We start from the raw sequence: 15,105 nt of genomic DNA, 5'->3' as shown, positions 1-15,105 counted from the left end.
AGTCTTTTGTAAAAGGAATATTCAGACTTCTGACGGTGTTCTTTCCATATTGGATTCGATACAATTTATGTCAGAAAGTACAAAACTTTTGCAAAGGACTATTGATTATGAAAGAAATTGTTCGTGATTCGCGTTTCCGTTTAATCTTGCTCGCGAATATTGCATCATCGATTGGTTCTGGTATTACGATGATTGCAATTCCGTGGCTTTTAGTAACGAGTGAACGCGGCAATGTGTTATATGGTTTTATTACATTTGGGGTGACCGTATTAAATTTTATTATTACACCGTATGTTGGAACTTTGATTGACCGGGTTTCTCGTAAAAAACTTTTAGTATTCAGTGAAATTTTATGTTTAATCGCAGTTTTGTTATTTGCCATCGTAGGATTTGCTGGTTACACGTATTCAATTTGGCATTATACGGTCATTTATATCATCGGAAATCTTTATTACACCATTTTTTATCCAACAATGTTTGCAATGAATCAGGAAATCTTTCACAAAAATCAATATAAGTCGTTAAATGGGACGATGGAGGTACAAGGTCAACTCTCAAGTATGATTGCCGGTGCATTAGCTAGCTATCTGCTCATCCATTGGGAGCTGCAATCCATTCTTTTACTAAATGTCGCCTCATACGCTGCTGCTACTTATTTTTATTTACGTTTACCTTATCAGAAAAAGAAAAGCGTTAAGGAAGTAAAAATTCGTAAAGACGAATGGTCAAGCCTCCAGTACGTGAAGAAGAATCCGAAATTGTTCGTTTTTCTTTTTTTCTCTACTATGCCATTCCTTAGTGTATTAATCACGAACTATTTATTTCCGGTATATTTATCAGACGTGCTAAATGTATCCGGCGACATTTATGCTTTAGAAAATATGATTTATGCCATTGGAGCCATTACTGCCGGGATGACCATACCCATCATTGCAAACAAAATTGGGAATGAAAAAACGGTGTTAGCAGGAGTCGTTTTGTATTCTGTTGCAATTTCATTCATTGTTTTTGTACCACTACCGTTATTTTTAACGCTTACCTTCTTTCTAGCACTTGGAAATAGTGGAACTAGGGTGGCGAGAAATTCGTTCATGATGGATCATATCCCAAACGAAATGATGGGCAGAGTGGATAGTCTTTTTAGAACAGCCGGATTGCTCTTTAGATTAATGGTCATTGCATTGTTTACGGGCATGATCTCTTCAAGTTTCATTATTGCTTGTTTTTTAATTTTAAGTGGAACAATGCTTATAGCTGCGCTGGCAGTTTTCGTAGCGTACCCGGTACAAAAACAATTCTGAAAATTTTATACAATTCGAAGCTAGGCATTTGGGATTTCTCAGAGGCTTAGCTGTTTTTCTCCCTCCAAATAGACTAATTGGATAAATTAATATTGGTATTTTACTAAAATAATTGTAGAATACTATAAAATAATGGTATATATTTTGTATTAGATTGGTAATTTGTCTTTTTATCCCATCAATATGGTTAAAAAGTCTATTTGAGTTAGTTAAAATGATTCGTATATAAATTGATTCCTTAGGAGAGTGAAGTGAAACTATGGAACAGATAGAAAACGTTTTCCCTGATAGAGTAATCTCTTTAGAACATTACAATCAGGAAATGATGACAATAGAGCTTGAAAACATCCGTCACAATTTTCTTGAAATTATGAAACAACAACAAGGGATGATGTTTAAACTTAGAAAAGAAAATGGCCAGTTTATACATACATTATGCGAGGGAAAATTACTACATCGAATGGGTTTAATACCAGAGCAAGTGGTTGGTATGGACCTTAAAGGTTTATTCCCAACAGATTATGCCGAGGACAAGCTTGACTATTATCAAAGGGCTTGGCAAGGTGAGGAAAACGTAACATATACAGGGGAATTAAATGGCATTTATTATCTTGCTTCCTTATCCCCTATTCGAAAAGACGGAGAAGTCGTATCAGTAATAGGATCGTGTGTAGATATTACAGAACAAAAGCGGTTAGAAGAGAAACTTAAGAAAAGAAACATTAAATATAAAATCATATCAGATAGTATGCTTGACTTAGTTGCGTTATTGGATAAAAACGGAGAAGTACTTTATGCTTCATCTTCATACGAAAAGGTATTAGGTTATCCATCTGAAAAATTTATCGGGAATAGTGCATTAGAATCGCTACATTCCGAAGATATTTGTAAGGTTAAGAAACAAATTAGTAATATGATTGAATCAAAAACACCGAGTCAAGTCGAATTACGCTATAGCCATGCTAAAGGTGGTTGGGTTCATATTGAGGCAAAAATCTCCCCTGTCTTTGATGAACAAGGTGAAATCGAGTATTTCATCGCAGTAGGTCGGGATATTTCTGAGCGGAAACGAACGGAAGAGTTATTAAGGAGATCAGAAAAGCTATCGATTGTTGGGCAACTAGCTTCGAGTATTGCCCATGAAATTCGAAACCCCCTCACTTCGATAAAAGGGTTTGTTCAACTGTTTCGTACTGAGGTAAAAAACCCACTCTTTATTGAAACCACTTTAGAAGAGATTGATAGAATTGAGGAAGTCATTCAAGAGTTTTTGGATTTTGCTCAGCCTCAAATATCCAAAATGGAGATTATTGATGTCAAGATGCTTTTAAGTCAAGTTCTAACTTTATTCTCTTCACAAAGTAAACTACAAAATATAAAAATCGTGGAAGAGTACGATCAAAACCTTTTAACTCTTTGTGGTGATGAAAATCAGATCAAACAAGTACTGCTTCATATTCTTCAAAATGCAGTAGAAGCTATGCCCTATGGTGGAATGATTAAGGTTCAAGTTAATAAGCACGAGGCAAATAATATGAAGATTAGCATTGTGGATAATGGTTCTGGAATTTCGGAAGAACGACTAAAGAAAATTGGTGAACCTTTTTACAGTTTTAAAGAAAAAGGAACTGGATTAGGTTTAATGATAAGTCATAAAATTGTACAGGAACATGGTGGATTCATCGAAATAAGTAGTGAAATGAACAAAGGAACTGCGGTTAGTGTGATACTGCCTATTAAACATTCTGTAAATTCAGATAGATGAGATTTTTGTGTGAACCAATTTTCCCATCTTTTTAACAACACTTAAGAAAGAAGAACAAGTAGATTATTGATTTTAACTTGTTCTTCCTTGTCTAGTGGAGCTAAGTATGAAAAACAATCTTCAAATGATCATTAAATAGGTACGCATATTTCGCAATATGGGTTGCTAATTAGATCACCTGTATATTTCTCCATAATTGGATTGCTCCTCATTTGAAATCCATTGCTTTGTAGGGATGGTACAATCTCAGCGTATGCATTTTGAATAGCCTCTGCAGTATGTCGAACTTCAAACACAAGATATTTCCCACCAGAAAGTTCCCCTTCATGAACAGAATCATCTAATTGAAAGTCATTTGGAATTACAATACATGCATCAAATCTACAGTTATTGGGATTTGTTGTAACTGGATTATCTTGTGGAATCCCAAATAGAGTTGCAGATTCCAGTACATTGTTCTCTTTCGCCCATTTTTTTAAATTCTCCATTACTTCCATATTGGCAGGACCATACTCTCCAACTCTTCGCATATAAGCAATACGATACGTTGGAAATGTTTCAATTTTAAATTGCATTTTTTTCGCCCTTCTTTCCTTAATTTGTTTAGTACAATTCGAATGTAGCATGGTTAAAAAATATAGACACCTTAATTTTTAAAATTTTGGAATTAGGTAGGTAGAAAATCGCCTTATGAAACATAAGTGATTTTGACTAAAAATAAAAAAAAAACGCTCTACTCAATAAAGTAGAAACGTTCTTTTATGTGATTTTCGGAAAATTACCTTTTGTAATAAATTGCGAGCCACAATGTGATACTGGATCACTAAGCCAAGTTTCATAACTGACCCTGTTTCAACATGAAACATACTATCGCTCTCCAAACCGTTTTGCAAATGGTGAGAAGGATTGTTTTTTTGTATTTGGTGCATATGGATTTGTTGGCTGAGGTGGTTTTAATCCTGTGTATGCAACTAATAGCGCTTTTGCTTGTTTTAAAGATACATGGGTTTTAGGATTTCTATGTTGGTCATCTAAGTCGCCTAAGTGTGGAAGATTTTGAAAATCCTCTTTTGAAGGGAGTTGATGAAATAAATAGTCTCCACACGTAATTAATACTGTTGAGGTTTGTTTAGAAAGTTTCGGATTTTTCGAGAAATGCAAACCGATTTTTTTTGCTTTCCCTTCAGCTAACAATTTTACGATTGCTTTTTTCTTTAGCTCATATAAAAATTTAGGATCTATGGCTGTTTTTGCATGTTTATTTACAACAAAAAGAGCTTTCGATAAATTTTCTACTGTAAATGCGTTATCCTTCATTTTTTCATCTCCTTTCCCGAACTTTCAAAGGGCTATTGAAGGGAGTATGTTTACATTATGCTATTTTTTAGCAATCCTATAAAGACTTATACGCGAATATTTCATGTTTCTCCTCTTTTTCTTGTTCTGAAAGTACAAAACTTCATAAATTTCTACATCCACCATAGATATTGCATAATTTCCGCTTATAATTGTTTTAGTATGTGAACTTTTAAGAAACTATCCATTCCAAAAAAATTGGAGGCATGAAAATGAAAAAACAACTACTACCCCTCTTAGCTTCGATCATACTCGTACTATCTGCTTGTAGTACAAAAGAAGATAACCAAGCGAGCGAGCAACATGTAGAAAGCCAAGAAACTGAAGATTTAGCCCATACTTCACATAATCATTTATCAGGAGATCTTCAAGAAACGACTTCTTCAGCGAAAGAACTACCAAAGTTTTTAGATGCGCAATCTGAAGAAATCCGTCTTGTTTATGCAGCAGCAGGACAAGCAACGGATATTTTACAGTGGATTCCTTGTTATTGTGGTTGTGGTGAATCAGCTAGACACCGCAGTAACTTAAACTGTTTTATTGCGGAAACGCGAAAAGATGGTTCAATCGTGTGGGATGACCACGGTACTCGTTGTATTGCTTGTTTAGAAATTGCCGTAGAATCAATTCGACTTTACCAAGATGGCAAGACTCTAAAAGAAATTCGAAACACGATTGATACAAAATATCAAGATGGCTATGCTGCACCTACACCAACAGAAATGCCAGCGTAAACATATAAAGGCCTCCCGACATTTCCGGAAGGCCTCTTCTTTCATTATTTAACTTCAACTTGTCCCATCATACCGTTTTCTTCATGTTCAAGTACATGACAGTGGAACATATATATCCCTTTATTATTAAATTTCACAGCTAATTTTATAGTTTGATCGGGTTCAACGGATACGGTATCCTTCCATCCTTGTAGATTTGCAGGTGGTTCTTTTCCATCAATTGATACGATTTTAAATTGTGTCCCATGAATATGGAACGGATGTGTCATGCCACCCATCATATCTGGTTTGTTATAGATTTCCCAAATTTCCGTCTCACCTTGTTTTTGTGTGAAGTCAATTCGGTTCATATCAAATTGCTTATCGTTAATAGATACCATTGTTCCCATTCCAAATAGTTCAAGTTTTTTCGTTACAGGTAGCATCTTTTCTTCTTCTGTAATACCGTAATCATTTAAACTTTCCGGAATTTTTATTGAGTTCGTTCTATGTTCATCAAGTTGGAATGGCAATAAAATTGTATCTTCTTCGTTCACTAGCGCAATATTGCTTTTTGCCTCATATTTTGAGAAATCAACAATAATTTCCGCTCTCTCACCTGGTGTTAGTGAAATTTCGCTCATAATAGTTGGTTTATTGAGGAATCCACCATCTGTAGCGATTTGTTGGAATTTATCACCCGTATTTAATTTAAATATATAGTTTCGTGCATTTGATCCGTTTAGTAAACGTAGTCTTACTTTTTCTTTTCCTACTGTAAGCTTTGGATTTAATGTCCCATTCACTAATAACGTATCACCAATTGTACCATCTTCATTAAGAACTGCTTGATAATCAAATTGTTTATCCTCTGTAAATTGTCGATCTTGGAATACTAGAGGAAAGTCATTTTTACCATACTCATTTGGTATTGCAAGGTTTTTTGAATTATCATCTTCAACATAAATTAATCCCGCTAGTCCTTTATATACTTGTTCTGCTGTAGCCCCTTCTGGATGAGGATGGAACCAAAGTGTGGAAGCACCTTGCTTAACAGTGAATTTTACTTCTTCCGTTGCACCGGGTTTTAGAATATGATGTGGTCCTCCATCACCTTCACCCGGAATTTCTACACCATGCCAGTGAAAAGTTGTTGGTTCGGATAATTTATTGTTCGTTCTAAAGGTTACGGTTTCTCCTTCATTTACCGTAATAACCGGTCCTAAAAATGAGCCATTGTATCCGTATGTTTCGGTTTCTACACCTTCAAAAATTTCTGTTTTCCCCTGTTGCGCAATAATGTCCACAACACCATTATTAGGTTGAAGTAATGGTGGAAGTGGTAATTCATTTTCACCAGTTGAATCATTTAATGGTAAAGGGTTTGTATGGCTTGCATGACCATTTTCCATATTCATCATCTCTTCTTGAGACATATTCGAATGATCCATACCTGCCATGTTTGAATGATTCATGGTTTCATGTTCTGATTCTGAACTGCCAACACTACAACCTCCAATTAAAACAGTACCAACTAGTAAGGTAGTAACTAATAATTTAGAATTAATCATATTTCCTCCTTGTGTTTCATTATGATTCAACTGTAACAAAAACATATGGAGAAATTATGGAGTTCAACATTTTACTCTAATACTACTTAGCAATAAATTCATTTATTTTTTACCTTCCATAAAAGGAAAAGAGTCAAAATTACGATAAAGAAAATTTTTCACTTTAGCTCCACTTGCATAAAACCATAAATAGCACCAGCTTCGATGATTAGTGAAGGAATTTTCCCTAAAGTACTACCAATTGCAAAGAAACGGAGAGAGACTTTTGATAGTGCACTTCCTAACGTGATTACCCCAGATGGAACAAATGGGAGAATTCTCAAAGTAAGAATAATCCAAAACGCTTTTACACCTTCTAGATTTTTTAGTTTAAGCATTAAAGGGTGCTGGAAATCCTTACTTCGCCATTTCTTTAATCCTCTTCGATATAAGATAAAACTAACGATTGCCCCTAGAACTTCTCCTATTATCGAGACGATTAGTCCGTGATATAAACCAAAAAACAAAAGATTTGCACCTGTTATAAATACACTTGGCAAGACACCAATGATACTTATAAGTACATTAACAAAGACACTAATTAATATTGCAAATAAAACGGCATGTTCTAGTAATTGTCGAAAAGTTTCTGTCATAATCCATCTCATTCTATATTTGTTTTTTACACTAACTTACACAATATTGAAATAAAAACAAAGGGATGAATGACAATGTAGGTTGTCATCCATACCCCGTTTCCTGTACACCTATTTTATACTAAATTAAGTAAAAGCTTTTCTAACGTGAACATCGTGATCATTGTTAGAAAAACTAACATTGAGAAAAAAATTATGCCTTTTCTATTTTCGCTTTTTTCCAACCTTCTATATGCTTTATAAGATATTTCTCCCTTTGCAAAACTTAAACCATTATTATTAATGTTTACAATATATAATTTCCCATTTATATCTTCTAAAAATGCCTTCGTTAATAGTGTTTGACCATCCCAATAACTTTGTATATTGTTTAGTTGAATCATTCGACCTTCTGAATTCTCTAACCAAACTAATTTATATATCGTTTCTTTTCTTATTTCTTCATATATTTGATAAGCCTGAAGTTCAATAAAATTACTAGTAATACACATTTATCTCAACTCTCTTTAATTTTGACTAGAGAAACACTGACATAATATTTTATTCTTAAACCTTTCAAATTTCTCCATTAATGAACAGAAACAAAAATAAAAATTTTCATAACTTGGTTGAGAAAATACGTAGAAAGAGGGCTCGTACGATTGAGTTTTGTATGTTTTTGTGATATATATGGAAAACAAAGGCTATTCTACTAATTTACAAAAATAAGATCCCGCGCACGTCTAAGAAAATATGCATTAAAAGTTGATATTGCTTTGTTTTCTATACATGTTGAATCCTCGCTATTTTTTCTTTACTGGCACCCAAATTTCGCTATATACATTTTCTGATTGTCCGTTGTGCTTCGAAAACGAAATTCCTGGTAAATCAACTAGTTCATAATCTGAAGACGGTAACCATTCAGAATAAATTCTTGCCGTTGTTTCTTGTAGCGTTTGGGGAAATGGTCCTTCATTTGGGAAGATTGCCCATAAACTTTCTTCTACCGTAATTTGCTCAAGATCGGCATAAAGATTTTCTTTTGTCGTTGCAAAACCAATCATATGCGTTAAATATCCTTTTTCTTCTAAGTAACCATCGTCAAAGTTATACGAAACATTCAACACATAATGCGGGTATAAATCTGCGAGTTGATGCATTTCCTTTCTTTGTTGCTCCGTGATTGTTTGGGCTAATTCAACAATTGCATTATTTACACCTTCGAATTGGATAGGCACTCTTTTTGATACACCAACTATATTAAATTGTTCTTTCTTTTCAATTTTAAATTCCATCGATTTCCCTCCTCTAATGTCGATAAAAAATGTGAACTTGGGAAATGATTTTTGAATTTTGTTTTTCACTACTTCTGAAGGTAAAAAGCCGTTCCATTCACGGAAGGCTCTTGAAAACCCTTCTACGGATTGATAACGATATTTATAAGCAACATCGGTCACCCTTGCTCCGTTGATTAATTCCGCATTGGCAACGGATAGTCTCCTATTTTTGATATACTCACTCAAAGACATACCGGCCAAATACGAAAACATTCTTTTAAAATGATAATCAGAAAGCCCTACGATTTTCGTGATTTCTTCTCTAGAGATGTCCTCTGTTAAATGCGTTTCGATGTAGTCCATCAAAAGATTAAATTGTTGTAACATTCATTTCCCTCCTCACATTTGCAGCGTATCATCAATATTTATTATGTACTTGATATTCTTTATACGGAAAATGTCGGACCTTGCATGTATTAATGAGGGTTATGGGGATTATTCTTTCTACTTATATTTTACACCTATATGTAAATGAATTATAGACTACTCTTTTCGTACTTCCTAGACTATACTGAGTAACACAAATCTAAAACGAGGTGAAACGATATGTTAGATCGTGGGCCATTTTTTCATGGGACGAAAGCAGAGTTAAACATTGGGGATTTATTAGAGCCACTACACTTATCCAATTACCAAGATAAAAAATCAAACTATATCTATTTTACGGCAACATTGGATGCTGCGAAGTGGGGAGCTGAATTAGCAACAGGGCATGCCAAAGAAAGAATTTATATTGTAGAACCATTAGGCGATTTTGAAAACGATCCGAACTTAACAGACAAAAGATTTCCAGGAAACCCCACACGTTCATATCGATCGAAATCTCCTTTGAAAATCGTAGCTGAATTGGGCTTGTGGGAAAGGCACTCGGATGAACAAATCAATCAGATGGTTTCGTCATTAAAGAAATTACGGGAAGATGGGAAGGCTGTTATAGAGGATTAATTGCTATTGAACTTATTCTTGAAATCAGAGAAATTTTTCAAAAATAGGCACTTAATTTAAACGTGAGGTGTCCAGCAAGTAATAAAAGCACTTCTTAATAATACCGAAAATTTTATTAAAGCTACTAATTTAATCCTTCAAACTTAATTAACACATGTTATACCTAGTAAAAAATTTGTACAGTATTATTCCATTCCCTAGAGTAATTGACAACAACATTCATAATATATAACATTTTATATATAATTTTAGGAATTTAAAGGTGGTATAACATTGTCAATTTCATTTGCAATATTAGGAATGCTTACTCACAAAGATATGACGGGATATGATATTAAGAATGCTTTCGATTCAACAATAAAATGTTTATGGCCTGCTCATCTAAGTCAAATATATCGAGAGTTAGGGAAACTTGAGAGTAGTGAAAATGTAATATCCTCTGTAGAACAACAAGATTCTCGACCGGATAAAAAAATTTATAAAATTACCAATAAAGGTAAATCAGAATTCCTTCAATGGTTAAACACTTCTCCTCGCAATGTTAATACAATTTTTAAGGATGAAGTAGGACTTAGAATGTTTTTTGGATCTCAGATTGAAAAAGAAGAATTAATTTTCCAATTAAAAACCTTCATAAAGAATCAACAAGAAACTCTTTCATACTTAGACAACATAATAGAAAGTATAAAAAATGGACCATTTGAAAAGGAAAAAAGGTTCTGGCTTTTCTCAGTAAGCAAATCCTATAAAGTGTTAGAGGCAGAAATTAACTGGGCTAAGGAATGTATTAGTGAGTTAAGCTCACCTTCTATCTAAAATACGTGTTTTTACGCCAGTAATTATTACTGGCTTTTTTATTTTCAAAAAATAAACAACCTTTTTTTGTAAAATATGTTGAATTATACGTCGGTTTATTTTATATTGTTATATATAACATGTTATATATAACAAAGGATGAGGTGTTTAATCATGAAGTGTGTAAAACTGTATAATAATGGTGGACCTGAAGTTTTAGAAGTTGAAGAAATTGCAATACCTGTACCTAGACCGAATGAAGTGGTTATTAAGGTTGAAAATATTGCTATTAATTATTCCGAAATCCAACAGAGAAAAGGGACTTATCCGTTTCCGGTTGAGTTACCAATGACAATGGGGCAATGGGGTGTTATTAGTGGAGAAGTGATCGGAATTGGCGAAAGTGTTCAATCCATATGTATAAATTCTAAGGTTATGGCTCAAGTTCCAAGTGGTTCATATGCGGAATTTGTGACCGTTCCTGCTTATCTGTTAATTCCTTTACCAGAACATGTTGACCGAACAGCTGTAACTCCATTATTAACACAAGGGCAAACGGCGTATCATGCATTGAAAACTATAGGAAATATTAAACAAGGAGACACAGTATTGATTCATGCAGCTAGTGGAGGACTCGGAAATATTGCTGTACAATTGGCCAAAGCATTTGGTGCTAGTAAAGTTATTGCAACTGCAAGCTCCAAAGAAAAATTAGATTATGCTCTTTCAATTGGTGCAGATATTAGTATCAACTATAGCGAACCAGATTGGACTGAAAAAGTCTTTGAGGCAACTGATGGAAAAGGTGTAGATTTAATCTTGGAAACAGTAGGAGGGCAAATATTAAAAGGCAGTATTGAAGTGCTTGCTCCATTTGGACGATTGATATATATAGGCTCAGCTAGTTCTCAAAATAGTCAATGGGATAACTTAGATTTAATAAATATACTCCCGAATAAAATCGTCATGGGTCTACATATAGCTGAATTACTATCATCTCGTCCTGAATTAGTAAAAGAAGGTCTTGAAATGATGTTTAGTTTAATGATGAAGAATCAGTTAAAACCAGAAATTAAATATGTTTTTCCTTTATCTGATGTAAAAAAAGCACATGAACTTATTGAAACCCGTCAAAGTTTAGGAACAGTTGTTTTAAAACCCTAAGACCAAAACTAGTTATTATTCAATGTGATTTATCATTTTTAATAGTGTACAAACATTAAAGGTAGCCATGACTAAAGTCTTAATCGTAGCTACCTTTAATTAATTAAACAAGATTTTTTATAATTCTATCTCTTTTGTTACTAGAGTTGAGTCACTATATTCTAACCTTGACGTTAAAGAATCGGGTTTCGGTGAATACATGGTGTTTACAAATGAAGGAAGTGCATCATACCAATCCGTTACCTTAATTGTTACGGGATTTGAATTCTTTAGCACAACTTCCAAATCAAACCCTTTATTTGAAACACCGTAATATGTAAGACGCCATTTCCCCAAATTTTCATCACCTAATGAAGCGACAATTTCTTTACCGTTAATAAACGCCTCTAACACTTCTCCTTCTTTAAACTCCAGCATAAATGATCTAGCACTGGTACCTTCTGCTGCTTTTAATTTTATTCTTCTTGTACTTCCCTGAATTTCATTTGTTATAATCTGTAAATTTGGAGAAGGATAATTAATATATGGAGCTTCATTTACTAAAACGTTAGAAATAAACCCTCTATTTGGGATAAAGTCATCTAAATTTTGTGTAGTACCGTCAGAAAAAAATTGTTGTGTCCATTCATTTAATTCCGTTTTACTAATCCAATAAGCCTGTTTCGTATTCGAGTTAACACTATAAAAGAGATTGCTATCTAGAGGAAGATTTTCGTTCGGATTACTATTAACTGCTGTAAAGATAAACAATAATGCAGTAATACTTAGTAATATTAGTTTGATACGTCTTTTTGTTAAAACTTCAATTACTGGTAATATGCTTATAAATAAGAGTACCATTGTGGCAAGCATTGGTACCACCATACTAATCTGCATCCATGTGAAAAGCATTTTATAGAATGGGATATAAAGTAAAACTATAGTCGCAACTGAAATAATAGTCATACTGAATGATAACCCTTTGCTTCTTATTAATAGAATCGAGAGCAACATTATTAATAATGGCCACGCAAATAAATAAGTGGCGCCAGGTAAAAATATGGTCGTTATTATTAGCAACAGTGCCCACCATATTAAACCTCCAACAAATAATTCGTTTCTTGCTACTTTTTTAAACAAATATTGATACAATACTATACTTAAAAGGACGGTCAGCGAAATAAAGGCTATTAAAAAATAATTTGCATGATAAACTGTGTCCCATACTTTAACATCATTTGCCCACGTGCTTTTTATTAACAACCATAAAGAAAAGTTTACTGCCCCAACCAAAACCATCGTTACGAATATCCCTAAAAAACCAAACAACAACTTCTTCCATTCGAGTACCTTCATTTTCAAAGCTCTTATAATGCAAATCATAAACAGAATCGTAATTGCAGCTGTAAATATGTACATAAGGTCTTTTGAGTAATGGACTACTTTTCCCAAAAAACTAAAATAGATTTTATCTGTTTTCTTTATGGTTGTGAGATCTTGTTGAGAAAAGTGATTCGTTAGTTCATAAATGGTATTTGAAACGTGTTTTACAGTAGGTCTATTTAATTGGTCGGGGTTGTCCATTTCGGAATGGTAGTCTGTCCAACCTTCGCCATAAGCTAGGTTTATCCCCGGAACCCCTTTATTAATCGGGATAGTTAAATCACTATCATTGGGCATTAACTTATAAAAATCTCCTGTTAGAGAACTGGCTACTGGATTTGGGGCTACTTTAGAGAATTCTTCGATTAACCACCCATTTTGGCGACTAGTTTGGAACATTGTCATAGGCCCTTTTGAACCCCGGGATTCGAGATTCATTACCATGCCAACATCTTTGGCTAGTGGATGTCTTTCCCAAAAAACTTTTGCTCCTAGCATCCCTAACTCTTCAGCATCCGTAAATAAGAAGATGACATCATTTTTAAAATCTTTTTCCTTAAGATTTTTCGCCATCTCCAACATACTCGCTACAGCAACACCATCATCGTTTGCTCCAGGTCCGAATGGTACAGAATCATAATGCGCCATTATAACGACCGCTTTCTTCCCTTCAGTACCACTTAATTTTACGATTACATTATGAACAGTTGTCGTAATGATGAATGTACTTCTTCCTTTATTTGTTGTTGTTATTTCTTCGGTTTGAATAGTCGGCTTTAACCCTGTACGAGTTAGCTCTTCAACTATATACTCCCGAACTTTTTTATTTTCAATACTACCTGTTGGATGCGGATTCTGTGCTATTTGATTAACATGCTTATAGATTGCTTTAATGGAAAGAGGTTCTGAAAAACTAGCAGCAGTACTTTGCGTTGGTAAAAATACCATTAAAAAAAGAAATACAGCTATTAAAATAGTATTAAACTTCATCCTATTTCTCCTTGTAATAAGTGATTCATAATTTTTGCCTTAACATTGGATTTCAAACATTTTCATCTTAGGATATTGGAAATCTATATTTTTAAACTTTAATGCCCTTAATCCTAGCGAACTCCTCCTCGCCTTAATAGTAAACTAACGTTCGTTAGTATGTAATTATATAGAACGAATGTTAGTTATGCAATACTTAATAGTAATAGTGTGATTCTCATAACTAGCATCTGCAGTAAACACTTAAACGATAAAAGACGCATTTCTAAAGAAAATGCGCCCTTTGGAATAGTTAAACTACTTTTTCAAAATCTTGCTTTAACAAAGAATACATATATAAATCATCAAATTTACCATTTGTATATTCATAGCTTCTTAATAATCCTTCTCTGATAAACCCTAATTTTTCTACTAACTTTTGTGATGGAAGATTAGGTGGCTCGATTAATGCTTCGATCCGTTGAAAATTCATCTGTTCAAATCCGTAATTGATTATCGCAGCAACCGCCTCAGTAGCGATGCCCTTTCCCCACTGCTCTTTACTCAATTCAAAGCCTATTTCGGTACGAAAATGCTGGGAAACATAGTTATGAAAACCGCAACTGCCTATCACAACACCTTGTTCTTTTAAAGTAATTCCCCATCGAATGCCCGTTTTATTGTTTAATATCGATTGATACCATGCAATCTCATCCAACGCATCGTTTATTGATTGAAACGGTTCTAAGCCATAATACGTCATGACCTCTTCATCAGAAAGATATGTCAAAATGCTGCTCGCATCTTCAATTGACACTTCTCGTAAAATTAATCTTTTCGTCTCGATTACGGGAAATGTACTAGTATTTATCATCAAATTCATTCCACCTCAATTTATATCCAAATTTAAACGCTAGATTCTTTTATAAATAAGATCAATATTCCATTATTATACAAAAATCATGCTCAAGTGGACAGTAAATGAAATTACGTCTGCATACTAATGGTTGTTTTGAAGTAAAATAAGTTATAAAAGCACGGATGATTGCGCATTATGAAATGGATATTACAAAAGGAGCGATATGATGTTCGATCAAGCTGCGTATATTATTTTAGAAGCGCTAACAGTTTTAACGTTTGTGGTTGTTGTGTTTGGAATTCCTCTTGGGGATAAGTTGTTTAGAAAAGAATAAAGTTCTACAAGGAAAACCCT

The 15,105-nt window shown here is 33.9% G+C and carries 14 protein-coding genes; 6 read left to right on the top strand and 8 right to left on the bottom strand.

Annotated features, from left to right (window positions below):
• The first annotated feature begins 107 nt into the window (after window positions 1-107).
• Together CRO00_RS12660 and CRO00_RS12655 are read left to right on the top strand one after the other, a co-directional pair.
• A complete protein-coding gene (locus tag CRO00_RS12660) occupies window positions 108-1,301 on the top strand; it encodes an MFS transporter (protein WP_097074042.1) in 1,194 nt (397 codons plus the stop codon).
• Window positions 1,302-1,560: 259 nt separating this feature from the next.
• Window positions 1,561-3,066, top strand: coding sequence for a PAS domain S-box protein (locus CRO00_RS12655; RefSeq protein WP_097074041.1), 1,506 nt, complete (start codon window positions 1,561-1,563; stop codon window positions 3,064-3,066).
• Between the two features lie 131 nt (window positions 3,067-3,197).
• On the opposite strand, the gene CRO00_RS12650 is transcribed toward CRO00_RS12655, so the two are convergent.
• Window positions 3,198-3,641: an AraC family transcriptional regulator gene (locus CRO00_RS12650; protein WP_097074040.1), complete on the bottom strand. Its 444-nt coding sequence runs from the start codon at window positions 3,639-3,641 to the stop codon at window positions 3,198-3,200.
• A 292-nt stretch (window positions 3,642-3,933) separates the two neighbouring features.
• Complete coding sequence (locus CRO00_RS12645) at window positions 3,934-4,383, bottom strand: YkyB family protein (protein ID WP_097074039.1); 450 nt, start codon at window positions 4,381-4,383, stop codon at window positions 3,934-3,936.
• A gap of 251 nt (window positions 4,384-4,634) precedes the next feature.
• Between CRO00_RS12645 and CRO00_RS12640 the strand changes: the two genes are divergently transcribed.
• The gene (locus tag CRO00_RS12640) at window positions 4,635-5,156 is read left to right on the top strand and encodes a PCYCGC motif-containing (lipo)protein (RefSeq protein WP_097074038.1); all 522 of its coding nucleotides are present in this window, start codon (window positions 4,635-4,637) and stop codon (window positions 5,154-5,156) included.
• A 44-nt stretch (window positions 5,157-5,200) separates the two neighbouring features.
• On the opposite strand, the gene CRO00_RS12635 is transcribed toward CRO00_RS12640, so the two are convergent.
• From CRO00_RS12635 to CRO00_RS12620, 4 genes are all read right to left on the bottom strand, one after another.
• A complete protein-coding gene (locus CRO00_RS12635) occupies window positions 5,201-6,706 on the bottom strand; it encodes a multicopper oxidase family protein (RefSeq protein ID WP_237658414.1) in 1,506 nt (501 codons plus the stop codon).
• A 158-nt stretch (window positions 6,707-6,864) separates the two neighbouring features.
• On the bottom strand, window positions 6,865-7,341 hold the full coding sequence (locus CRO00_RS12630) for a TVP38/TMEM64 family protein (RefSeq protein WP_161946683.1): 477 nt from the start codon (window positions 7,339-7,341) through the stop codon (window positions 6,865-6,867).
• Window positions 7,342-7,457: 116 nt separating this feature from the next.
• Window positions 7,458-7,832 carry a hypothetical protein gene (locus CRO00_RS12625; RefSeq protein ID WP_097074036.1) on the bottom strand — a complete coding sequence of 125 codons (375 nt, stop codon included), beginning with the start codon at window positions 7,830-7,832 and terminating at the stop codon, window positions 7,458-7,460.
• Between the two features lie 291 nt (window positions 7,833-8,123).
• The gene (locus CRO00_RS12620) at window positions 8,124-8,984 is read right to left on the bottom strand and encodes an AraC family transcriptional regulator (protein WP_097074035.1); all 861 of its coding nucleotides are present in this window, start codon (window positions 8,982-8,984) and stop codon (window positions 8,124-8,126) included.
• A gap of 219 nt (window positions 8,985-9,203) precedes the next feature.
• On the opposite strand from CRO00_RS12620, the gene arr reads away from it, so the two are divergent.
• From arr to CRO00_RS12605, 3 genes are all read left to right on the top strand, one after another.
• Window positions 9,204-9,602, top strand: coding sequence for an NAD(+)--rifampin ADP-ribosyltransferase (gene arr / locus CRO00_RS12615; RefSeq protein WP_097074034.1), 399 nt, complete (start codon window positions 9,204-9,206; stop codon window positions 9,600-9,602).
• Between the two features lie 273 nt (window positions 9,603-9,875).
• Window positions 9,876-10,418: a PadR family transcriptional regulator gene (locus tag CRO00_RS12610; protein WP_097074033.1), complete on the top strand. Its 543-nt coding sequence runs from the start codon at window positions 9,876-9,878 to the stop codon at window positions 10,416-10,418.
• Between the two features lie 153 nt (window positions 10,419-10,571).
• Window positions 10,572-11,561: a quinone oxidoreductase family protein gene (locus CRO00_RS12605; RefSeq protein WP_161946682.1), complete on the top strand. Its 990-nt coding sequence runs from the start codon at window positions 10,572-10,574 to the stop codon at window positions 11,559-11,561.
• A 117-nt stretch (window positions 11,562-11,678) separates the two neighbouring features.
• Here CRO00_RS12605 and CRO00_RS12600 read toward each other — a convergent pair whose 3' ends face one another.
• Window positions 11,679-13,913 (bottom strand): M20/M25/M40 family metallo-hydrolase, encoded by a 2,235-nt coding sequence (locus CRO00_RS12600; protein WP_097074031.1) that lies wholly within the window; start codon window positions 13,911-13,913, stop codon window positions 11,679-11,681.
• Between the two features lie 292 nt (window positions 13,914-14,205).
• Window positions 14,206-14,766, bottom strand: a complete 561-nt coding sequence (locus CRO00_RS12595; protein ID WP_097074030.1) for a GNAT family N-acetyltransferase — start codon at window positions 14,764-14,766, stop codon at window positions 14,206-14,208.
• Window positions 14,767-15,105: the final 339 nt, after the last annotated feature.

Source organism: Ureibacillus xyleni, from assembly GCF_900217795.1.
Classification (GTDB): Bacteria; Bacillota; Bacilli; order Bacillales_A; family Planococcaceae; genus Ureibacillus; species Ureibacillus xyleni.
The sequence above is the reverse complement of the archived record's forward strand: the minus strand, read 5'-3'. Positions and strand labels throughout refer to the sequence as shown.